Source organism: Roseateles sp. SL47, from assembly GCF_026625885.1.
GTDB lineage: Bacteria > Pseudomonadota > Gammaproteobacteria > Burkholderiales > Burkholderiaceae_C > Roseateles.
Window position 1 is genome coordinate 2,883,760 of record NZ_CP113068.1, and the last position, 22,376, is coordinate 2,906,135.

General features: G+C 67.0%; 15 protein-coding genes. 5 read left to right on the forward strand and 10 right to left on the reverse strand.

Features of this window, described 5'->3' with window-relative positions:
- Window positions 1–128: 128 nt before the first annotated feature.
- Both OU995_RS12620 and OU995_RS12625 read left to right on the forward strand, forming a co-directional pair.
- Complete coding sequence (locus tag OU995_RS12620) at window positions 129–2,159, forward strand: hypothetical protein (RefSeq protein ID WP_267835899.1); 2,031 nt, start codon at window positions 129–131, stop codon at window positions 2,157–2,159.
- A gap of 346 nt (window positions 2,160–2,505) precedes the next feature.
- A complete protein-coding gene (locus OU995_RS12625; RefSeq protein ID WP_267835900.1) occupies window positions 2,506–4,398 on the forward strand; it encodes a hypothetical protein in 1,893 nt (630 codons plus the stop codon).
- Here OU995_RS12625 and OU995_RS12630 read toward each other — a convergent pair.
- From OU995_RS12630 to OU995_RS12645, 4 genes are all read right to left on the reverse strand, one after another.
- The gene (locus OU995_RS12630; protein ID WP_267835901.1) at window positions 4,387–5,196 is read right to left on the reverse strand and encodes a pseudouridine synthase; all 810 of its coding nucleotides are present in this window, start codon (window positions 5,194–5,196) and stop codon (window positions 4,387–4,389) included. The two genes, OU995_RS12625 and OU995_RS12630, sit on opposite strands and share 12 nt — an antisense overlap.
- A 196-nt stretch (window positions 5,197–5,392) precedes the next feature.
- A complete protein-coding gene (locus OU995_RS12635) occupies window positions 5,393–6,421 on the reverse strand; it encodes a P1 family peptidase (RefSeq protein ID WP_267835902.1) in 1,029 nt (342 codons plus the stop codon).
- 68 nt (window positions 6,422–6,489) lie between these two features.
- On the reverse strand, window positions 6,490–7,602 hold the full coding sequence (locus OU995_RS12640; protein WP_267835903.1) for an acyl-CoA dehydrogenase family protein: 1,113 nt from the start codon (window positions 7,600–7,602) through the stop codon (window positions 6,490–6,492).
- Between the two features lie 29 nt (window positions 7,603–7,631).
- A complete protein-coding gene (locus OU995_RS12645) occupies window positions 7,632–8,810 on the reverse strand; it encodes an acyl-CoA dehydrogenase family protein (protein ID WP_267835904.1) in 1,179 nt (392 codons plus the stop codon).
- 155 nt (window positions 8,811–8,965) lie between these two features.
- Here OU995_RS12645 and OU995_RS12650 point away from each other — a divergent pair, with 155 nt between their 5' ends.
- On the forward strand, window positions 8,966–9,970 hold the full coding sequence (locus OU995_RS12650) for an isoaspartyl peptidase/L-asparaginase family protein (protein WP_267835905.1): 1,005 nt from the start codon (window positions 8,966–8,968) through the stop codon (window positions 9,968–9,970).
- Window positions 9,971–9,995: 25 nt separating this feature from the next.
- On the opposite strand, the gene ilvD is transcribed toward OU995_RS12650, so the two are convergent.
- The 4 genes from ilvD to OU995_RS12670 form a co-directional block, all read right to left on the reverse strand.
- Window positions 9,996–11,855 (reverse strand): dihydroxy-acid dehydratase, encoded by a 1,860-nt coding sequence (gene ilvD, locus OU995_RS12655; protein ID WP_267835906.1) that lies wholly within the window; start codon window positions 11,853–11,855, stop codon window positions 9,996–9,998.
- A 353-nt stretch (window positions 11,856–12,208) separates the two neighbouring features.
- Window positions 12,209–13,021 carry an exosortase-dependent surface protein XDP1 gene (xdp1, locus tag OU995_RS12660; protein WP_267835907.1) on the reverse strand — a complete coding sequence of 271 codons (813 nt, stop codon included), beginning with the start codon at window positions 13,019–13,021 and terminating at the stop codon, window positions 12,209–12,211.
- Between the two features lie 202 nt (window positions 13,022–13,223).
- A complete protein-coding gene (prsT, locus tag OU995_RS12665; protein ID WP_267835908.1) occupies window positions 13,224–16,028 on the reverse strand; it encodes an XrtA/PEP-CTERM system TPR-repeat protein PrsT in 2,805 nt (934 codons plus the stop codon).
- A 229-nt stretch (window positions 16,029–16,257) separates the two neighbouring features.
- Window positions 16,258–16,752, reverse strand: coding sequence for a YajQ family cyclic di-GMP-binding protein (locus OU995_RS12670; protein ID WP_267835909.1), 495 nt, complete (start codon window positions 16,750–16,752; stop codon window positions 16,258–16,260).
- 161 nt (window positions 16,753–16,913) lie between these two features.
- Here OU995_RS12670 and murB point away from each other — a divergent pair, with 161 nt between their 5' ends.
- A complete protein-coding gene (gene murB / locus OU995_RS12675; RefSeq protein WP_267836249.1) occupies window positions 16,914–17,939 on the forward strand; it encodes a UDP-N-acetylmuramate dehydrogenase in 1,026 nt (341 codons plus the stop codon).
- 43 nt (window positions 17,940–17,982) lie between these two features.
- On the opposite strand, the gene OU995_RS12680 is transcribed toward murB, so the two are convergent.
- Together OU995_RS12680 and OU995_RS12685 are read right to left on the reverse strand one after the other, a co-directional pair.
- Window positions 17,983–19,857 carry an ATP-binding protein gene (locus OU995_RS12680; protein WP_267835910.1) on the reverse strand — a complete coding sequence of 625 codons (1,875 nt, stop codon included), beginning with the start codon at window positions 19,855–19,857 and terminating at the stop codon, window positions 17,983–17,985.
- Window positions 19,854–20,354 (reverse strand): molybdopterin-dependent oxidoreductase, encoded by a 501-nt coding sequence (locus OU995_RS12685; protein ID WP_324288745.1) that lies wholly within the window; start codon window positions 20,352–20,354, stop codon window positions 19,854–19,856. Before OU995_RS12685 ends, OU995_RS12680 begins: the two co-directional genes overlap by 4 nt.
- Window positions 20,355–20,627: 273 nt before the next feature.
- On the opposite strand from OU995_RS12685, the gene OU995_RS12690 reads away from it, so the two are divergent.
- Entirely contained in the window at window positions 20,628–22,343 is a 1,716-nt protein-coding gene (locus OU995_RS12690) for a long-chain fatty acid--CoA ligase (RefSeq protein ID WP_267835911.1), read from the forward strand.
- Window positions 22,344–22,376: the final 33 nt, after the last annotated feature.

Consider the following 22,376-nt stretch of genomic DNA (forward strand, 5'->3'; position numbering starts at 1 on the left):
CGATTGCATCAAGTTCACGAGCGACACCCCTGTTGGGTTGCCAACCGAAAACTATTCCGTCGGTACTGAGCGCTCAACCCGCTTGTTTCTCGATGAGGGCGGTGTTGTTTTCAACCAGGAGATACGCCATGGGATTGTTCAATCGCCTCCAGTCGGCACAGCCGCACGGCAGCGGTGCTGGCACCACTGCATCCGAGAGAGCCTCGTGTGGGTCAGCCCATCGTGCGTTGGCCTTGCCGCCTGACACGCCGCCGGCCGACCGTCTCATCTGGGAGTCGATGAAGAAGCCCGCAGAGTGGCTGCTGCAAGACATCAATGGGGGCGACCAGATGATGGCCGCCTACCCGATCGAAAAGCAGATTGAACACGGGGCCCATCTGCCGGTGAATCCCCGCACGCTGCTGGACGGCGCCCCGACCCACAGCCGGGGCCGACAGATCCGTCACCGTCTGCATGCCAACCAGGTGTCACCCGACACCGTGGTCATGGCGACACCTCGATATGTGGAGACGGCCCTGTGGAAGAAAAGCGCGACCGACAAGGGCATCAGCCATGTCGTGCGTATCGGCACCAGGGCCGAGGAAATGGCGCTGGACCTGGCGGTGCTGGAGGCGGGCCCTTCGCTCCCCGCGGAGGGGGAGCCTCAGGCGTCCGATCCGGCCTCAGCGCGGCAGTGGCAGGTGGATGTGGCCCCAGGCTCGGTCATGTCGCCTCGCCAAATCATGGAGGTCTGCGAACAACTCGCGGCCCGGCCGCCCCAAGCGACTTGCCTGGTCGCCTTCCAGTCCCCCGAAGGGGACGACCGCTCCGCGATGTTCGCCGCCGGATGGATGCTCTACCGGCGCATGGCAGCTGCCGAGCGCGGCGACCGGGCGCTGCTCAATCACGACGACATCGTGAATCTGGTGCACGAAGTCGTCTTCGCCATCCGCTTTAACCGCAGTTCTCGGCTGTTGTCCCAGCCTGAGCAGTTGATGACGCTGCTGGCCTTGGGCCAGATGCTCCGCGGGAAAGATCTTTCGAATCCGGCCCCGCTGCCGGCGCGTGAGCCAGGGCGGGGGATCACGCGGGGGATCACGCGGGTCGCCCCCGTGGCGCCTCAAGTGCCAAATGGGTCTATTGGGCCAATCGGGCCTGTTCCTTCTGTTTCGACGCCTGCAAAGCTTGCCACGGCGGCGACGGCTCCCCCTGCCACCGCAGCCAAGCCTGCGGACGCTCCGGCCGACCCCAAGAGGCGGCAGGCAGCGCGAAGGGCGGCGCCCCACCCGGACCGGACGCCACACGCGGCAGCCGCTCGGGCCTTCTGCAAGGCGATGGTGGCGTCCCTGGAAGCATCGGCCGGAGATTTCGCGCCGATCAAGGGGGGTAAAGGCCTTGAGCGTATTCGAATCGGCCAGGCGCTGGCGCAGCATCCACAGCTCAAGGGGCGCGACGGTACGCGCCTGCACGGCGCCTGGGCGGCGGACCGTACGCTGGTGCTGGAGCGGCCCCACGCGGGTCAGTCCCTTGCCTGGGCGGCGGCCTGCCTGCAACACAATATCGGGGCGGTGCTGGATGTCTCCGGCGCCGACGAGCGCGACCATCCGAACGCCATGCCCAACGGCACGAAATTCCCCGGCACGGCGACTTCGGTGACCTTCCAATGGCAGGCGCCGCCGAGGCCGTTGACGGGCCTGGCGGTGCCCGCGCATGCAACCGGCATGAATGTCTCTTGCCATGTTGACGGTCAGGACCTGCTCCGCGACATCAGCAAGGAGCCGCCGTTCATGGACCCGAAGGATATCGACGCCCGTGTCCGGCCTCTGGAGCTGATCGACATGCCTCTGACTCCGCACCAGCCGGTGGATCCCGCCACGCTGCTGGTCATCGCCGAGACCGTTCAGCTCTATCGCACCGACGGCACCCACGATGCGGTGGCCGTGCAGTGTCCGCCCGGGGACATGCGTGGGGCCCTGATCGCTGCGGCCGATCTGCTCTACACCCAACGCTGCCAAGGGCAGGTTGATGCCGGCACCTTGGTGGAGACCGCCAAAGCCCTGTGGCAGCAACTCTGCACCCAGTACTCCCTGGACCTTGCCGACCATCCGGAGCATCTGGAAAGCCTGATTGCCATGGGGGATCTGGCGCTGAAGAGTGACCGAAAGATGACCAGTTGGTGAGCGGGCGTGAGCCGCCGGTGAGCAGCAAGTGAGCGGCAAGTGAGCCGCCGGTGAGCTGCCGGTGAGCAGCAAATGACCCGCCGATGAGCGGTGCGCGTTCAGCGGTGGGCGCGTGGTGAGTCAGCAATGGGCGCGTGGTGGGCGCGTGGTGGGTATGGGGAGGGTGTGGGGAGGGTGTGGGGAGGGTGTGGGGAGGGTGTGGGGAGGGTGAGCAGTTGTCGATTGAATCAAGTTTCGGATGACATCTTTGAATGGTTGCCAACTGAAAACCATGCGGCCCGTACTGACCTGTTGAGCTGCCTGCCTCCCCTTCTCGGCAGGGGCGTGACCATCAAGGAGTAATGCCATGGGATTGTTCAACCGGATCCAGTCGGCCCGCCCTCACCACGGCTGCGCAGACACGACGGTGGCCGGCGCCGCCACCGGCCCCTCACACCGACAAGTCGGCACACTGCCGCCGGACACGCCGGAGGCGGAACGCCGCCTCTGGGAATCGATGGCCGGTCGGGCGGAACAGCTGGTGAGCGAGACCAACGCCAACAACCAGCTGAAAGCCCTCTACCCCTGGGAGAAGCGGATCCATGAGGGTCCCAAGTTGACCGTCAATCCCAGCACGCTGCTGGAGCGCGTGTCGGCTCATGGCACCGATCGGGTCATTGGCCACCGGCTGCATGCCAACCAGGTGTCGGCTGACACCGTGGTCATGGCCACCCCTCGTCATCGAGAGACGGCGCTGTGGAAGCAGAACGCCACGGACCAGTCCATCAGCTATGTGGTGCGCATCGGAACGCCGGCCGAAGAACAACGGCTGGATCTGGCCGCCCCTGAGGGCAGCAACCGGCCCCCGGGAAGCGCACTCAAGTCAGGGTCCAGCCCGGTGTTGTCGCGGCACTGGGCCGTGGAGATGTCACCCGGTGCGGTGGTTCCGCCGAGTGAGATCCTGAACCTCTGCGAAAAACTGGCCGCACGCCAACCCAGCAGCACCCACAAGGTGGCCTTCCAGTCGCCTGAGGGGGACGACCGTTCGGCGCTCTTTGCTGCCGGATGGATGCTCTACACACGCATGGCCACCGCCGCTCGGGTCGGCAAGGGGGCGAGCGATCGGGAGGCCGTCGAGGACCTGGTGCATGAGGTGGTGGGCAACATCCGCTCCAACCGCAGCTCGATGCTGCTGCCCAAGGCGGAACACCTCACCACGCTGCTGGCGCTGGGCGAAATGCTGCGGACCAAGGACCTGTCCCGGACGATCACTTTCTCCAATCAGCGGCACGAGCGCGTTTTCCATGCCGATCAACCGGTGGATCGCAAGGTGAGGCTGGCGGCGAGGAGGGCTGCGCCCCATGCCGACAGGACGCCCCATGCGGCAGCGTCGAGATCCTTCTGCGAGGCGCTGGCCCAGTCCACCGACGCGGTGGCCGGCGAGTTCCTGCCGATCAAGGGCGGCAAGGGGACAGATCGGATCCGGGCGGACAAGGTACTGCTGCAGGATGCTCGCCTGCGTGGTCTGGAAGGTGGACGCTTGTATGGTGCATGGGCTGCCAGGAAGCTGCTGGTTTTGGAGCGGCCGCAAGTGACGCAATCGCTGGCGTGGGCGGCAGCATGCCTGACCCACAACATCGCGGCGGTGCTGGATGTGTCGGGTGAAGGGGAACGCGAGGAGAGCAACGCCATGCCCAAAGGAACCCTGGTGCTGGATTCGGCGGCCTCTGCCACCTTCGATTGGGATCGCCCCACGCCGACGCGGCTGGAGGGGCTGCCGGCGGTGGCTCATGCCGCCAACATGAAGGTCTCCTGCCACGTCAGGGGCGAAGACCTGGTTCGCGACATCAGCCAGGAGCCGCCCCAGTTGGACCGGCAGCAAGTGGACGCCCGTGTCCGTCCATTGGCCTTGGTCGACCTGCCGCTGGAACCCCATCAGCCGGTGCCTCCGGCCAAGCTGTTGGCGCTGGCCGAGGCCATCCAGTGCTACCGCACGGAGGGCACCGATGATGCCGTGGCAGTGCAATGCCCGCCGGGGGATGGCCGGGGCGCGTTGGTCGCGGCGGCGGACCTGCTCTACACCCGTTGCCAGGGCGACCAGGTGGATGGCAGCACGCTGGTCATCACAGCCAAGGACATCTGGCGGCAGCTCTGCATGGACTACAGCATCGACCTGGCCCGGCATCCCGAGCATCTGGAAAGCCTGATCGCGATGGGCGAGCTGGCGCTGGAGGGCAGCGGCAAGCGCTCAGGCCGCTGAGTCGCCCTTGGCGGGCGTGTCAGCGGCGCCGTCCGCTACGGCGTCTTCCGCCGCCGTGAGCGCCTGCTGGCGGCCCAGGTCGTCCAGCCAGCACCATCCACCAGCCTGGAGATCGGCCGGCAGCGTGAGCTGACCGATGGCACGTCGATGCAGGGCCAGCACCCGGTTGCCCACTGCGGCCACCATGCGCTTGGCCTGGTGATAACGGCCTTCGGTCAGGGTGAGCTCCAGGCGGCCGTCCGGAAGCACCCGGGCCAAAGCGGCCTTCACGGGCTCGGCGGCCAGGCGCGGATCGCGCTCTTCCAGCAGCACGCCCTGCATCAGCTGCTGGAGCTGTGCTTCGTCCACCGGGGCCTTGCAGGTGGCTTCATAGACCTTGGGCACGTGATATTTGGGGCTGGTGAGCTTGTGCTGCAGCGGGCCGTCGTCGGTGAGCAGCAGCAGGCCGGTGGTGTCCTCATCCAACCGGCCCACCGGTTGAAGGTCACGCTCGCGCAAGGGTGCGGGCAGCAGGCTTAGCACGCTGGGATGGTGGGTGGGCTTGCGGGAGCATTCATAACCGGCCGGCTTGTGCAGCAGCACCAGCGCCTTCTCGTGGAAGGGCCACGACTGGCCTTCCACCTCAAACACCAGGCCGTCGGTGAGGAAGGCCTCATCGGCGTCTTCCACCACCCGCCCGTCCACCGACACCAGCCCGTGCCGGATCAGGGCGGCGCAGTGGCGCCGGGTGCCGAAGCCCTGGCTGAAAAGAATCTGGTCAATCGCGACGGGACGCGGGGCACGGGAGGAAGCTTTCATGAACCGGATTGTCGCTGAGCGCTTCAGTGAAGGAGCGCTTCAGTGAACGTGCTTCCGTGAACGTGCTTCCGTGAACTTCCGCTTTGTTGAAAGCGTGTCAGTGAACGAGCGCTTTAGTGAACGAGCGCTTCAGTGAACATGTGCTTCAGCGACCAAGAGCGTCACCGACCCGGCGGTTCAGTCGACGGGAGCTGTGTCAGAAGTCGGCGGCGGCTGGCAGGCCGGGCAGGGCGCGGGCCGCCCGCACGGCATCCAGCACGGCCTGGGCCACTACTTCGGCCGCAGCGGCGCCGAGCATCGCCATGTCGCCCGGCTGCTGCAGCGTGCCGGTGGCCAGCGAGAACATCACATCGCCATCCATCACGGTATGCACCGGCTGGATGCTGCGGGCCAGCCCGTCATGCGCAATCTGCGCGAGCTTGTTGGCCTGGGCCTTGGTCAAGCAGGCGTCCGTGGCGATCACGCCCAAGGTGGTCGCACTGCCGGCCAGACCGCGCCCCAGGGGTTCCCCGTCGAGCAGGGCCTGGACCGATGATCGTGGGCGGCCGTCCTGGCCGCGGCTGCCGGCCAGGACCGTCCCGGTGCGCGGGTCCACCACATCACCGACGGCATTCACGGCCACCAGCGCTGCCAGGGTGGCGTGGCCCACGCGGAGTGAGGCCATGCCGACGCCACCTTTCATCGCGCGAGACACACCGAGCAACTTGCCGACGGTGGCACCGCGTCCAGCGCCGACGTTGCCACGGGCCTGTTGGGTGCTGCTGGCGGCGTCGCAGGCCGCGCGGCCGGCGTTGGCGTCCGGTGCCGTCGCTGCGTCATGCAGCCAGAGATCAAACAGCACAGCGGCCGGCACAATGGGCACATGGGCCTGACCAACCTGGAAGCCATGGCCGCGCTCGGCCAGCCAGCGCATGACGCCGTCCGCAGCGGCAAGGCCAAAGGCGCTGCCGCCAGAGAGCACCAGGCCATGGACCACCGAGACGGTGTTTTCCGGGCGCAGCAGGTCGGTCTCACGCGTGCCGGGGGCGGCACCACGGACGTCGACACCTCCCACCACGCCTTGTTCACACAGCACCACCGTGCAGCCGGTGGGCGCGTCCGGGTGCTGATAGTGGCCGACGCGCAGCCCGCTGACATCACACAGGCTGCCCGCACCCGCACCCGAGGGATGCCGAAGTGCTCCCAGAGTCTTCGTGGGCGGGGACGAGGAAGAGTCAGGCAACATGCGTACTCCGAAGGGCGGTCGCCGGGAGTGTAGGGCCGCAGGACTTCAGGCGCCCTGGCCGACGCCGCTCAGGCAAACACCCCCGCCGTGTCCTGCATCCGGCGGCTCACTTCGCCCAGATGGTGCAGGGTGTCGCCATACTGCATCTCCATCACCGCCAGCCGTTTGAAGTAGTGGCTGCCGACATACTCGTCGGTGACCCCGATGCCGCCATGCAACTGCGTGCATTGCTGCCCCACAAAACGCATCGCCTGGCCCAGTTGCACCTTGGCCTGGGACAGCGCTCGTCGCCGTGCATCCGCCGGTTCATTCAGCTTCAAGGTGGCGAAGTAGCTCATCGAGCGCGCCAACTCCAACTGCATCTTCACGTCGGCGATGCGGTGGCGCAGCGCCTGGAAGCTCGCAATCACCACGCCGAACTGCTTGCGGGTGTTGAGGTAGTCAACGGTCAGCGCCAGATAGCGGTCCATCACGCCCACGGCCTCTGCCGCCTGGGCGGCAATGGCAATGTCCACCGCCTGCTCCAGCACCGCCAACCCCTGCTCGGCGGGCACCAGTAGCGTGGCCGGCGTGTTGTTCAAGCTCAGCTCAGCGGCAGCCGATCCATCATGCAGGCGATATCCCCGCAGCGCCACACCGGTCGCTTCCTTGGGGACAAGATACAGCGCCACCCCCTGACCGGTCCGCGCCGGCACCAGGAAGGCGTCGGCATGTTCACCCGCGCTCACCAGGCTCTTCTGGCCGGAGAGGTGATGGTCGGGGGTGGCCTGCGTCTCGCACACCTCCAGCCGATACCGCGCCGCTCGTTCCTGATGGGCCAGCACCAGCAGGGCCTCACCAGCGGCCACACGCGGCAGCCATTCGGCCTGCACCGCCGCCGGCGCATGGGCCAGCACCGCCGGGGCCACCAGGGCCGCCTGCGCATAAGGCTCCAGCACCAGCCCCCGGCCCAGTTCTTCCATCACCACCATGGCCTCCACCGGTCCGAAACCCAGTCCGCCATGCACCTCGGGAACCGCCAGCGCGGTCAGCCCCAGGCCCACCAGTCCGTCCCAGGCAGCTTTGGAAAATCCGCCCGAGCGCAGAATGGCCCGGCGCTGATCGTCCCCGTAATCCCGGTCGACAAAGCGACGCACGGCATCCCGCAGCGATTCCTGCTCTTCGGTGAAATCAAAGTCCATGTCCTGTCTCCTTGCGGCGATGGCAATGCTCAGCCCAGCACGGTCTGCGCCACGATGTTGCGCTGGACCTCGTTGGATCCGCCGTAGATGGTGGTCTTGCGGTAGTTGAAGTAGTGGCTGGCCAGCGGCGCGCAATGGGCCGCGCCCACATGGTCGCCCTGCCATCCGGCTTCCATCGCCTCCTGGATGAAGGGCGTGGAGAAGGGGCCGGCCGCCAGCATCATCAGCTCGCTGTAGCGCTGCTGGATTTCGCTGCCACGGATCTTCAGCAGGCCCGCAACATCCAGTGACTGCTTGCCGCTGGTCTCGGCTGACAGCACCCGCAGCACCATCATTTCCAGCGCCACCACATCCACTTCCAGTTGCGCGATCTGGTCGCGGAACCGGCTGTCCTCATCCACGCCTTCCGCTTTGGCAATGCGCTTGAGGCGCTCCAGTTCGCGCTTGGCCCGGTTCACATCAGCGATGTTGGTGCGCTCATGGGCCAGCAGGTATTTGGCGTAGGTCCAGCCCTTGTTCTCTTCGCCCACCAGGTTCTCGACCGGGACCTCGACGTTGTCGAAGAACACCTCGTTCACCTCGTGCTCGCCGTCGAGCATGATGATCGGACGCACCGTCACCCCGGGCGACTTCATGTCGATCAGCAGAAAGGAGATGCCAGCCTGTGGTTTCACCGACGGGTCGGTGCGCACCAGGCAGAAGATCCAGTCGCCGTACTGGCCCAGCGTGGTCCACGTCTTCTGGCCGTTGACGATGTAGCGGTTGCCGCGCCGTTCCGCGCGTGTCTTCACCGACGCGAGGTCCGACCCGGCGCCGGGTTCGCTATAACCCTGGCTCCACCAGACATCGCCGCTCATGATGCCGGGCAGATGCCGCTCCTGTTGCTCGCGGGAGCCGAAGGCCATGATCACCGGCGCCACCATCACCGGCCCGAACGGCACCACACGCGGGGCTCCGGCCAGCGCACATTCCTCTTCAAACAGATGGCGCTGCACCGCATTCCACCCCGGGCCACCGAACTGCTTGGGCCAGGCCCAGCCATGCCAGCCCTGCTGGCCCAGAATCCGGGCCCAGCGCTGCATGTCGTCCTTTGTCAGCCGCAGGGCGTTGTGCACCTTGTGGCTGATGTCCTTGGGCAGGTGGTCGGCCACCCAGTGCTGGATCTCGGCCCGGAAGGCCTGTTCTTCCGGGGTGAACTGCAGGTCCATGGCGTGTCTCCTCAAGTCGCTCTGCTTGACTGCCGCAGTTTTTAGCACGGGCGTTCGTTTTCCCCCTGTCCCGACGGGGACAAGACGGGTGGGCGGCAGGGGCTGGTGAGTCGGCGCTGTCGGTGGAGAATGGCGGGCAGTCACCGGAGAAGCTGATGTCCTTGCCAACGTCCCTGGCCGCAGGTGCCGGGCCTGAATCCGCAGCGCGTGCCGTCCTGGCCATTCATGGGGGCGCGGGCACGCTGCGCCGCGCTGCGATGTCCGCCGAGGCCGAAGCCCTTTATAGAAAGGCGCTGAGCCTGATCCTGGAGGACGGCGCACGCCGTCTGGAAGCGGGTGAGAACGCGCTGGAGGTGGTGGTGGAAGCGGTGCGGCAGTTGGAGGAGTGTGAGCTTTTTAATGCCGGCAAGGGCGCCGTCTATACAGCTGATGAGCGGCATGAGCTGGACGCCAGTGTGATGGATGGGCGGGACCGGCGGGCGGGCGCCGTCGCGGGCGTCACACGGCTGCGCAATCCGGTGCTGGCCGCGCGCGAGGTCATGGCCCACAGCGGCCATGTGCTGATGATCGGCCGGGCCGCCGAGCACTTTGCGCTCGGGCAGGGCGTGGAGATGGTGGCGCCGGAATGGTTTGGCACCCCGCAGCGGCTGCAGCAATTGCGCCATGCCCAGGAGGCGGCACTGGGGCAGGTACTGGACCACGATGGGCAGGCCGCAGCGGGGCCGCTCGACGAGAAAACCAAGTTCGGGACGGTCGGTGCGGTGGCGCTGGATGCGCATGGCCATCTGGCGGCGGCCACCTCCACCGGTGGCATGACCAACAAGCGCCCCGGCCGGGTGGGCGATTCGCCCATTCCCGGCGCCGGCTGTTATGCCGACGACCGCAGCGTGGCCGTGTCCTGCACCGGCACCGGCGAGTCCTTCATCCGCGCGGTGGCGGCCCATGAGGTGGCAGCGCTGGTGCGCATCGGCGGGCTGTCGCTGGAGGACGCCTGCCGGCGTGTGCTGTTTGAGGAGTTGCCCCAGGTGGGCGGAGATGGCGGGCTGATCGCCGTGGATCGCCACGGCCATGTCCACCTCGGTTTTAACACCGAAGGGATGTATCGGGGTTCCGTGCGGCCGGGCCAGGCGCCATTCGTGGGCATCTACGCCAACGAATGACGGCCACAGGCCCCGCCCGGGCCGATCAGTCGTCCAGCAAGGACAGATCGCGCACGGCGCCCTTGTCTGCCGACATCACCAGCTTGGCATACGCCTTCAGCGCGGCCGACACCTTGCGCGGGCGCGGCAGCACCGGCTTCCAGCCCTTGGCGTTCTGTTCCTCGCGACGATGGGCCAGCTCTTCCTCCGACAGCAGCACGTTGATGCTGCGGTTGGGAATGTCGATGCGGATGCGGTCGCCATTGCGCACCAGGCCGATGGCGCCGCCCGCAGCCGCTTCCGGTGAGCAGTGGCCGATGGACAGGCCGGAAGTGCCCCCCGAGAAGCGGCCATCGGTCAGCAGGGCGCAGGCTTTGCCCAGGCCCTTCGACTTGATGTAGCTGGTGGGGTAGAGCATTTCCTGCATGCCGGGGCCCCCCTTGGGGCCTTCGTAGCGCACGATCACCACATCACCGGCCTTGACCTTGTCGGCCAGGATGTTCTCCACCGCCTCGTCCTGCGACTCGGTGACGTGGGCGGTACCCTCGAACACCAGGATGCTGTCGTCCACCCCGGCGGTCTTGACCACACAGCCGTCCATTGCAATGTTGCCGGTGAGCACGGCCAGGCCGCCTTCCTGGGAGAAGGCATGTTCATTGGAGCGAATGCAGCCTTCGGCACGATCCAGGTCCAGGCTGGGCCAGCGCTCGCTCTGGCTGAAGGCCACCTGTGTGGGGATACCGGCCGGGCCGGCACGGTAGAAGGTGCGCACCGCTTCGTCCTGCGTGCGCACGATGTCCCACTGGTCCAGCGCATGCCGCAGCGACGGGGCATGCACTGTTGGCACATCGGTGTGCAGCTTGCCGGCACGGTCCAGCTCACCCAGGATGGCCATGATGCCGCCTGCGCGGTGGACATCTTCGATGTGGTACTTGTTGGTGTTGGGCGCCACCTTGCAGAGCTGGGGCACCACCCGCGAGAGGCGGTCGATGTCCGCCATCGTGAAGTCGATCTCGGCCTCGCGGGCGATCGCCAGCAGGTGCAGGATGGTGTTGGTGGAGCCGCCCATGGCGATGTCCAGCGTCATCGCATTTTCAAAGGCCTTGAAGCCGACCGAGCGCGGCAGCACCCGCTCGTCATTGCCTTCGTAGTATTGGCGTGTCAGCGACACGATGCGCTGGCCGGCACGCTTGAACAGCTGCTCGCGGTCCGCATGGGTGGCCACCACCGTGCCGTTGCCCGGCAGCGAAAGGCCCAGTGCTTCGGTCAGGCAGTTCATCGAATTGGCGGTGAACATGCCGGAGCAGGACCCGCAGGTGGGGCAGGCGGAGCGTTCCACCTCGGCCACTTCCGCGTCGCTGACCTTGCTGTCGGCGGCCATCACCATGGCGTCGATCAGGTCCAGCTTCTTGATCTGCACGGTGGCGGTGCCCGGCACGGCCAGGCGCACCTTGCCGGCTTCCATCGGCCCACCGGAGACAAAAATCACCGGGATGTTCAGCCGCATGGCCGCCATCAGCATCCCGGGGGTGATCTTGTCGCAGTTGGAGATGCACACCATGGCGTCCGCGCAGTGCGCATTGACCATGTACTCCACCGAGTCCGCAATGATGTCGCGGCTGGGCAGCGAATACAGCATGCCGTCATGGCCCATGGCGATGCCGTCATCCACCGCAATGGTGTTGAACTCCTTGGCCACGCCGCCGGCGGCTTCAATTTCACGGGCGACCAGTTGCCCGAGGTCCTTCAGGTGTACATGGCCGGGCACGAACTGGGTGAAGGAGTTCACCACCGCAATGATCGGCTTGGCGAAGTCTTCGTCTTTCATGCCGGTGGCACGCCACAGGGAGCGGGCACCCGCCATGTTGCGGCCGGCGGTGGAAGTTTTGGAGCGGTATGCGGGCATGGAGGTCGCTGATGAAAAATATCGTCTGAAGCGCCCGCGCAGCAGCACCGCATGCAACACCGCCGGGGTAAGGCGGCTGCAGGGACTGGCCGGCGCGCAGCACCGTCACGTATAGAAATCAGGCCGCAGGAGTAAGCGCCTCGTTTCCAACCGGCGCCCGGAGCGGGCCTTGTGGGCGAAGCCACGAGCGCAGGCGCCGATTATCGCCCGCGCTCCGGGGCCTGCGCTTGTCCCTGCCGGGCACGCGGGCGCTGCGCGGCATCAAAAAGCGCCCCGGAGGGCGCTGATGGCGAGGAAGCGAGGGGCCTTCGCGCTTGGGAAACGCTGTGCTTCCCGATGGGCGAACCGCCGCTTCAGCTGTTGGACGGCGTGTCGCTGTCTTTCTGGCGACGCTGGCGGCGCACACCCGCCACACCCAGCAGGGCGGCTGCCGACAGGGCCAGCGTGGCCGGTTCCGGCACATTCTGGCGCGTGGTGGTGGTGCCAGTGACCGAATACAGCTTCACGAAGTCATAACCGGTGTAGCTGGTGCCCAGGCCGCGGGTGAGGCCGGAGCTGGTGCCGTCACCGCCGGTGGGCGCACCGCCCAGCTGCGAGTTGTAGGCGGTGATGATCCACCAGCTGGAGCTGAGGCCCTGACTGTTGATGCTCTTGTTGGTGCCACTGACCAGGTCGGCATAACTGCCCACCAGCGACCAGCCACTGCTGGTCAGGCTGCTGGCGGTCTTGCCGGTGATGGTGTTGGCCACGTTCACCCCGGAGGTGCTGCCGGTGTAGGCCAGCACGGTGATGTCGCTGTCGTATTGAGACCAGCCGATCTTCACCTGGGTCAGCTTCACCAGATCGTCGAACTTCAGCAGGATCAGGTCTTGGTAGCCGTAGTTGTCCACCGCATGGTTGGGCGATTGGGCATCGCCCGACGGGGCCGTCACGCCGAAGCCGCTGCCGCCGTAATAGGCCAGGGTGCTGCTGGCAAAGCTGCCGGTGCTGACATAGGCGCCGGCACTGGACGTGTTGACGGCCGCCGAGTAGGCGCTGTAGCTGACGTTGGGGGCCGCGTCGCCGGTTTCGGCGCAGTTGCTGAGGCAACTGCCGGCGGTCCAGGTGGAATCGGCATGCGCGGCCATCGGCAGGCCGGCGGCCAGGGCCAGAAGGGCCGAGGCCATCAGGTGTTGTGTTGCAATCCGCATCTTTATCCCCCGAATTCTGTCCGGCGTGGTCGCCGTTGGCGTTGAGTCACACGCTTGAAGCAATCAACGGGCCAGCGGGCCGAGGGCCTTTGGTGACAATCACTTAGCGCTGTTTTGCGCGACGCCATGTCCGTGTTGGGTCGGAAATGTAAATTTTCCTGACAGCCCTGGCAGCCCCTCACCTGAGGGTTTGGGCCAGCGCCTGTGCGTCTTTCATGCTGGTGAAGCTGCGGTTCTTCAGCGCCGCGTCCAGTTCCTCCCGCGCTTCCGCCTTGCGGCCAGCTTGTGCCAATGCGGCAGCGAGGTGGTAGCGGATCTCCGGATTGGCCGGGTCACGCAGCCGGGCATCACGCAGCAGCTGCAGGGCGCGGTCGCCCTGGCCGGACAGATGGTGGGCCCAGCCGGCGGTGTCCATGACCGACGGATGGCGCGGCTGCAGTGCCAGCGCCTGATCGGCCAGGGGAACGGCGCCGGCCGCATCGCCCAGGCGGATCAGCACGTTGGCCTGGTTGTTCAAGGTCTCCACATCCTTGGGCCGCAGGCGCAGGGCGCTGTCGTAGCTCTTGCGGGCCGCCGCGAAATTGCCGCTGCGGGCCTGGCTGTCCCCCAGGGCCTTCCAGGCAGACACATCGGTCGGGAACTTGCGCAGCCAGCGCTCCGCCAGCTCACTGGCTGCCTTGTTGCTACCGTCCTGGCGGGCGAGGGCTCGCATCAACGCAAGCAGGGTGCCGCTGCTGGGCGCCACCTCATGCGCCTTGCGCAGCGCCTCCAGCGCCTGCGCGGGCTGGTTGCGTGCCTGGAAGACATCGGCCAGCAGCAGATGCCCCAGCGCCTGGCCCGGCTGCAGCGTGATGACCTGGTGCGCCAGCTTCTCCGCCTGGGCCGGCTGGCCCTGCTGCAGCGCCACGGTGGTGGACAGGGCCAGTGCCGGCACATGCTGCGGGGCGGCGGTCAGGGCCTTGTCCAGGCTGTAGGCGGCGCCAGCCGGGTCCTGGGTGGCCAGTTGGAGCGCGGCAATGTCCACCAGCGGTTGCGGATCAAAGCCCGAGCGCCGGGCGGCGCTGGTCAGCGTGGCCTTGGCGCCGGAGGTATCCCGGTTGGCCAATTGAGCCCGCGCGTAGGTGATGTTGGCCTGCAGATCTTCGGGTGCCTTGCCCAGCAGCCGTTTGGCGGCCTCCAGGGCTGCGCCCGCCTGGTCCTGCTTCAGCAGCCAGGCCACCAGGGCCTGGTCAGCACGGGTCTGTCGCGGGCCGCTGGCATCCGCCGCCTTGGACAGCCAGCGCTGCACCTCGGTGCTCTGGCCGCGCGCCTCGCTCAGCAGCGCCATCTCATACAGGACGTCGACGTTGCGTTCGTCCGTGCGCAGCAGTGCGTCCAGACGCTTCTGGGCGGCGTCGAACTGGCGCGCCAGGATCTCCAGGCGCGCCAGGCCGAGCTGAGGTTCCACCAGCCGCGCATCGATCTGCAGCGCCTGCTGGAAGGACTGTCGCGCACCGGCCAGATCCTTGCCGGCCTGGCGCGCCGCACCTTGCATCATCCAGACGCTGGGATTGCGGGGCTGCTGTTGCACCAGCCGGTCCGCCACCGCCAGGGCTTTGGCCGTCTGGCCGTTGCGCAAATAGAGCGTGGCCAGCGACAGCCCGGCATAGGCTTGCGACGGGTCCTTCTGGAACGCCTTCTCCAGCTCGTCGGCGGCGCTGCCGATCTGGCCGCCGCGAATCAGCGACAGGCCCAGCGCGGTGTGAAACTCCGGGGCGTCGCGCCCGCGCAATGCCTCCTGCATCAGCGCCGTGGCCCGGGCGTGCCGGCCCTGGGCCATCTGCAGCGACGCCATCATCACCAGCGCCTGGCTGTCGGCCGGGAAGGCCTTGAGATAGGTCTCCAGCACATCGCTGGCCCGGTCCAGATTGGCATCGGCCGCATACACCTGGGCCAGCAGCTTGGACAGCGGGCTGTTGGGCTGCAGGCGCTGCGCCGCTTCCAGATAGGGTTTGGCCTTCTGCAGCTCGCCCAGCCCGTAGTGGGCCAGGCCGTTGAGCATCAAGGCCTGGGGCCGGTAGCGGATGTAGTCCATCGGCACCGGATCCAGCTGCGTCGTCACCGCCTTCAGCGCCTGGGAGGCGGCGGCACTGTCGCCCCGTCGCTCCGCCAGCACGGCGCTGAGATACAGCGCGCGTGGTTCGGTGGGGGCCTGCTTCAGCAGGGCCTGCAACGCGGGCTGGGCCTGCTCCTGCCGCCCCAGATCCACCAGGATGCCGGCGCGGGCCAACTGGGCCTCCAGATGCCGCGCATCAACGGCCAGCACATGGTCGTAAGCCCGCAGCGCGTCGTCCAGACGGCCCTGCACATGGGCGATGCTGGCCTTCTGGTAGAGCGCCTCGGCATTGCGGGGGGCGAGTTGCAGGGCGCGGTCGGCGGCTGCGTGGGCGCGGTCGAACTGACGGCTGCGCACCCGCAGCGGCACCTCGGCCACCCAGGACTCGGGGGCCTGGGCTTGGATCGCTCGAGCGTCGTCCACCAGGGCCTGGGCACGGTTGGCATCCCCCAGGTCCGAGGCTGCACCGGCGCGCACCAGCAGCAGCGCCTGGCGGGTGGCGTCCGGCAGTCCGTCCGGGTTGAGCACGGCCAGCTTGAAGACGTCCGCCTGCTTGCCCTGGGCCACCAGCGCCTGCGCCAGCGGCACGGCAACCTCGGCCCGGTTGATGCCCAACTGCAGCGCTTCGTTGAATTCCACTTCCGCTGCGGCCGCTTCACTGCGGGAGAGCAGGGCCTTGCCCAGCAGCACGTGGACCGTCAGCAGCCGGGCGTCCTGCTGCAAGGCGTTCTTGAGCTGAAGGATGGCGCCGTCCATGTCCTGGCGCTCAAAGCGCTTCAGGGCGTCCTCGTAATAGCGGGACGCCTGGACGCTGTCCGCCCGGGCGTGGGCGGGAACCCCCAAGGCCAGTGGGATGGCCAGCGGGATGGACAGCAGAGGGGCCAGCATGGGTGACCAGGTCGGCACCCACGTCGGCGACCAACTTGCCGCCCAACTTGTCGCCCAACTTGTCGCCCACCGGGTGGCCCCTGTCGACGCCAGCATCGTGGTCTTCGCCGACGCCAGGCCGGCGCGACGGCCCGCCTGACGCGTTGGTGATGCGCTCATCCCGTCTCCTCCGCGTGCCGGGCGCGGTCCCGCAGAACCGCTGCAACGTCCCGCCGTGTTTGAACCGGCGTTATTTGCGGTAGTTGTCGAAGCTCAGCGGCAGGTCCGCCAGGTCCTTGCGCAGCACGGCCTGGGCGGCCTGCAGGTCGTCCAGGTTCTTGCCGGTGATGCGGACGATGTCGCCTTCGATGGCGGCCTGCACCTTGAGCTTGCTGTTCTTGATGGCGGCCACCACCTTCTTGGCTTCAGCGGATTCCAGCCCGGATTTGATCTTGTAGACCTGCTTCACGCGGTCACCGCCGAGCTTCTCGATCTTTTCCTGCTTGTCGACAAAGCCCAGCACCACGCCCTGCTTGGCCAGCTTGCCGTAGAGCACGGCCTCGATCTGCTCCAGCTGGAATTCGGCGTCGCCGGTGGAATGGATTTCTTTTTCCTTGTCCTTGAACTCGATGGAGGCGCTGGTGCCCTTGAAATCGAATCGGGTGGTGATTTCCTTGGCGCTGGCGTCCACGCTGTTGCGGACCTTGACCATGTCGGGTTCGAGAACGGTGTCGAAGCTGGGCATGTGGATGTACTGCTGATGGTGTCTGGATAGACGGGATGGACGGGATCGACGGGTGGACCGTCACCGGTGCGCCAGGCCCCGCAGAGGCGGGCGCATTCTTCGGCGAGAATTCTGCCATGCAGTCTGCCCCCACCACCCCCCCGACCGAGCGCCGTGACGGCCTGCTCATCGAGACCGATGTCAACCTGAAGCCGTACAACACCTTCGGTCTGCCCGCCGTGGCCCGACGGCTGGTGCGCATCCGGGAAGAACTGGATGTGCGCCGGGTGGTGGACCATCCGGAACTGGGCCGCGCCGCCAAGTTCGTGCTGGGCGGCGGCTCCAATCTGGTGCTGACCCGCGATGTGGAGGCGGTGGTGCTCAAGATGGACATCCAGGGCCTGAGCGTGCAAGAGCGCGAGGACGCCTGGATCATCGAAGCGGGCGCGGGGGTGGGATGGCATGAGGCCGTGGCCTATTCGCTGGACCAGGGCGTGCCCGGCCTGGAGAACCTGGCCCTCATCCCTGGCACCGTGGGGGCCGCGCCGGTGCAGAACATCGGCGCCTACGGCATCGAGGTCAAGGACCGGCTGGACAGCGTGGATGTGGTGGACCTGACCACCGGCCGTCGTGTCACCTTGCCGGCGTCGGTCTGCAACTTCGGCTATCGCGACAGCGTCTTCAAGCAGACCGGCTATGGCGGCCTGGCTGGCAAAAGTGTCATTACCAAGGTGCGGCTGCGCTGCCCCAAACCCTGGCAGCCGCAACTCGGTTATCTGGACCTGGAGCGCAAGATGGCCGAGACGGGCATCACCACACCGGACGCGCGCCAGATCTTCGACTGGGTCTGTGAGATCCGCCGAGCGAAGCTGCCCGATCCGGCCCGCATCGGCAATGCCGGCAGCTTCTTCAAGAATCCGGTGGTGAGTGCCGAGCAGTGCCGGGACATCATTGCGCGCGATCCGCACATCGTTCACTACCCGATGCCGGACGGCAGTTTCAAGCTGGCCGCCGGCTGGCTGATCGATGCCTGCGGCTGGAAGGGCAAGAGCGTGGGCGGGGCGGCCGTGTACGACAAGCAGGCGCTGGTGCTGGTCAACCGGGGGGACGCCCGCGGCGCCGAGGTGGTGACGCTGGCACGGGCCATTCAGGAAAGTGTCTATGGCCGGTTCGGGATCCGGCTGGAGCCGGAGCCGGTGGTGATCTGAGGCTCGGTCAGCCTCAGCCTGCCGCAGCGAACCAGGCCCGACCCTAGGCCGCTTCCGGCCTTGCGGGGCGAGCCGCCAGTTGCTGCAAACAGGCGTGCAGCGCCTCCAGTTCCACCGGCTTGGGAAGGAAGCTGCTCACACCCGCTTCCTGCGCCCGCTGGCGTGATTCCTCGAAGGCATCGGCCGAGAAGGCAATGATGGGCAGCTGTCCACGAGGGGCCGGCAGCTCACGGATCGCGCGGGTGGCTTCAAAGCCGTCCATCTGCGGCGTGTGCAGGTCCATCAGCACAATGTCAAAACGCTGCTGACGCAGCAGTTGCAGGGCTTGCAAGCCGTTCTCGCACAGCGTCGGGTGATGCCCCAGCTTGTGCAGCATGGCTTCGACCACCAGGCGATTGGTCGGATGGTCTTCCGACACCAGCACCTGCAGCCCGGTCACCGGCGTGTCATGGCGCTCATGCAGCGAGGTGACCGTGCCCGTCCGCGCCGGCAGGCCAGGTAGCGGCGCCAGTCGCAACGGCAAGGCCAGGCTGAAGCGGCTGCCTTGTCCGGGCGAGGTCTGCACATGGATGTCGCCACCCATGGCGCGCGCCAGCCGGCGCGAAATCTCCAGCCCCAGCCCCGCGCCACCATGACGGCGAGACGTGCTGGCATCGCCCTGGCTGAAACGCTGGAACAGCCGTGACACCGTGGCGGCATCCATGCCGGGGCCGGTGTCGCTGACATCAAAGATCAGCAGGTCCTCGCCCAGCGGGCCCACGCCGCATCGCAGGCCGCAGGCCACTTGGCCGCGGTCGCAGAACTTCAGCGCATTGCTCAGCAGGTTCAGCAGGATCTGGCGCAGCCGGGTCGGGTCGGCCTCCACCCAGGCCGGCACGTCCTCATCGACGGTCACATGCAGGGCCAGGCCCTTGGCACTGGCCTGTGGGCGGCTCAAGGCCTCCAGTTCATGCATCAGCCCGGCCAGTTGCAACGGCTCGGGTGTGATGGTCAGGCCGCCGGCTTCCATGCGGGTCACGTCCAGGATGTCCCCCAGCACGGCCAGCAGATGGCGCGCGCAATCATTGGCCGCCTTCAGATGCTCCTGCTGGGCGGACGTGAGCGGGGCCTCCTTCATCAGGCCCAACATGCCCAGCAGGCCTTGCAGCGGCGTGCGCAGCTCATGGCTCATGTTGGCCAGGAACACCGTCTTGGCGCGGTTGGCCGCTTCGGCCTCCCGCTGGGCTTCATGCAGCCGCTCCGCCAGGTTGTGCTGCTTCACGCCATAACGCTCCAGGCGCTTGAACTGGCGCACGGTCACCCAGGCGAAACACAGCGTGAGGGCGGTCAGCAGCGCGGTCAGCGCCAGGCCCACGCGGCTCTGGCTGCGGATGATTTCATTGCGGTCCGTCACGTCCTCGGCCACGTGGTGGGTCGAAGTGAGCGAGAGTTCCCGGATGGGGTCGGCCAGCGGCTCCATCCGCTCGATGACCTCGTTGAGGCGCTCCGGATGATCACGGATGAGGGCGGCATTCAGCGGTAGCGCATCGGCCCAGCGGACGAAGTCCTGCGTGCGGGCCACGGTGCGCTGGTAGTCGGGATGGTGGGCAAGCACCAGGGCCGCATGTTCGCTTTCCACCAGGCTCAGCCGGCTGACGAAGATCTCATAGCGCTGCGCCACCTGTTCCGGGTCCACCGCCAGGCTGGGGCCGGCGGCCTGTTCCAAGGCCAGACGCAGCTTCAAATATTCGGTCTCGAACTGGAACAGGCTCCAGATGAGGTAGTCGTCCTGATAACGCCGGGTGCCGTTGAGCAGTTGATATTGCCGGGCCTGCAGCCAGGCGGCCGACGCCAGGGCGATCACCAGCACCAGACCGATGCCGGTCATGACCCTGCGCCAGCGGCGGCGCGCGGCGAAATGCGCGGCGCTCAGGTTCATCGCAGCTCCAGGCTCTTCAATTGCCAGGCGGAGCGCCCGTAATACACGCCATTGCGCAGCTCGGCATGGTCATCAAAGGGGTAGACGATGAACAGTGGGCCCTTGTCGCGCAGCGGCATCGGCTTGTCGTCCATCAGCCGGGCCACGATGACGTCATAGCGGCGCACATCTGCCACGGGAATGGTGACGCGGTAGTCGTTCAGGGCACGTGCCTCGATGGTCTGCCCATTGGCGCCCACGGCGGTCAGCACATCCCGCAGCAGCGGGCCGGTGAACTTGCGGGGTTTGCCATACCAGGGGGTGAGTGTCTGGAAGCTCTTCTGCGGCAGCCGCTCCAGCATGGCCATGTCGAACTGGGCCAAGCCGTCCCGATTGGTCTGGCGCAGGGCGCCGCCGATGCTCAGCACCACCGGCCCGGTCGGGTTCTCCAGCGCAGTGTCGGCGGGCAGTGCCCAGGTAGCTGGCGCTGCGGCACAGACCCCCAGAAGCATCCACATCCAAAGCGCTGAACGGCGCGACACACGCATGAGCAGGCAGACGGGGCGGCCCGTCGTCGGTGAAAGCACGCATGCTAATCAACTGACCGGCGATCACCATGGACTGCACCACCCGTTTGGAGGGCCAGTCGGATTTACGCCACAGTGCTCGGCGAGGTCGGGCGGAACCCTCTGAAGGCCGCTTTGTCGCTGCCGGGACAAACGCCGGACGCCAGAGGCGGGAAGATGGGACGGAGAAAAAAGACAACAGGAAGCCAATAGGAGACATGCACGATGACGCGATTGGTCACCCCTCGTCCGGCGCAGGCCCAGGTGCAGTACAGCCACTGGCCGCGGCGTCTGCCGCGCCAGCTGGCCGTTCCACGGACCTCGCTCTGGTTCAACCTGGCCGTGGCGGCCACCCGATATCCCGACAAGGCGGCGACGGTGTTTCTGGGCGCCACGCTCAGCTTTGATGCGCTGCGCGCCCAGGCGGAGGCGCTGGCCGGGTGGCTGCAGGCGAAGGGCGTGCAGAAGGGGGACCGCGTGGTGCTGTTCATGCAGAACTGCCCGCAGTACCTGGTGGCCTTTTATGCGGTGAACCGCGCCGATGCGGTGGTGGTGCCGGTCAACCCGATGAATCGGGAAGACGAGTTTGGCCATTACCTCACCGACCCGCAGACCCGGGTGGTGATCTGCAGCGGCGAACTGGCCGGGGTGGTGGCTGCGGCGTCGGCCCGGCTGGACCCGTCCCAACGCCCGGCCGCCGTGCTGGTGACCCAGTATTGGCAGGCCCTGCCGGACGACGGTCCGGTGGCGGACTGCCAGGTGCCCGACACCATGAAGGCCTGGCTGATGGCGCGCCATGAGCTGCCGGCGGGTGCATCCGCCTGGCCGGATGCCCTGGCCGAGCGTTGCGTGCCGGGGCCGCACACCGCACAGGCGGACGATCTGGCCATGTTGCCTTACACCTCGGGCACCACGGGTCTGCCCAAGGGCTGTGTGCATACCAACGCCACGCTGATGTCCAACAGCTGCGGCGGGTGTCTCTGGGGCTACGCCAGCGCGGAATCGGTGGGGCTGGCGGTGGTGCCGATGTTCCACATCACCGGCACGCTGTATGGGGTGCTGGGGCCGGTGTTTGCTGGCATGACGCTGGTGATCATGCCGCGCTGGGATCGCGAGCTGTGCGGCAGCCTGATCTCCCGCTACCGGGTGACACACTGGACCTGCATCCCCACGATGATCATCGACCTGTTTGGCAGCCCCAACTACCGCAGCTTCGACCTGACCAGCCTGCGCTACCTCAGCGGTGGCGGCGCGGCCATGCCGAAGGCGGTGGCGGAACGGCTGCTGGAGGAGTTCGGCCTGACCTTCGCCGAGGGCTACGGCCAGACCGAGACGGCGGCACCTACCCATGGCAATCCACCGGAGCGGGCCAAGCTGCAGTGCCTGGGCATTCCGATCTTTGGTGTGGACGCACGCATCGTGGACCCAACCTCGCTGGAAGAACTGCCGGTGGGTGAGGTGGGGGAAATCATCAGCCATGGGCCGATGGTGTTCAAAGGCTATTGGCAGCAGCCGGAAGCGACCGACGCGGCCTTTGTGGAACTGGACGGCAAGCACTTTTTCCGCACCGGCGACCTGGGCCGCATGGACGAAGAAGGCTACTTCTTCATCACCGACCGGCTCAAGCGCATGATCAATGCCAGTGGCTACAAGGTCTGGCCGTCCGAGGTGGAGATGCTGCTGTACCGGCATCCCGCTGTGCAGGAGGCCTGTGTGATTGCCGCCAAGGACGCCTATCGCGGCGAGACGGTCAAGGCGGTGGTGGTGCTGCGCACCGAGGCCAAGGGCAAGACCAGTGCCGAAGACATCATCACCTGGGCGCATGAGCACATGGCGCCCTACAAGGCGCCGCGCCTGGTGGAGTTTGTGGACGTGTTGCCCAAGTCCGGCTCCGGCAAGGTGATGTGGCGGCTGCTGCAGGAGCAGGAGCAGAGCCGGTAGGCGCGCGCCCCGGGCCCACTGCCGACGGCCCAG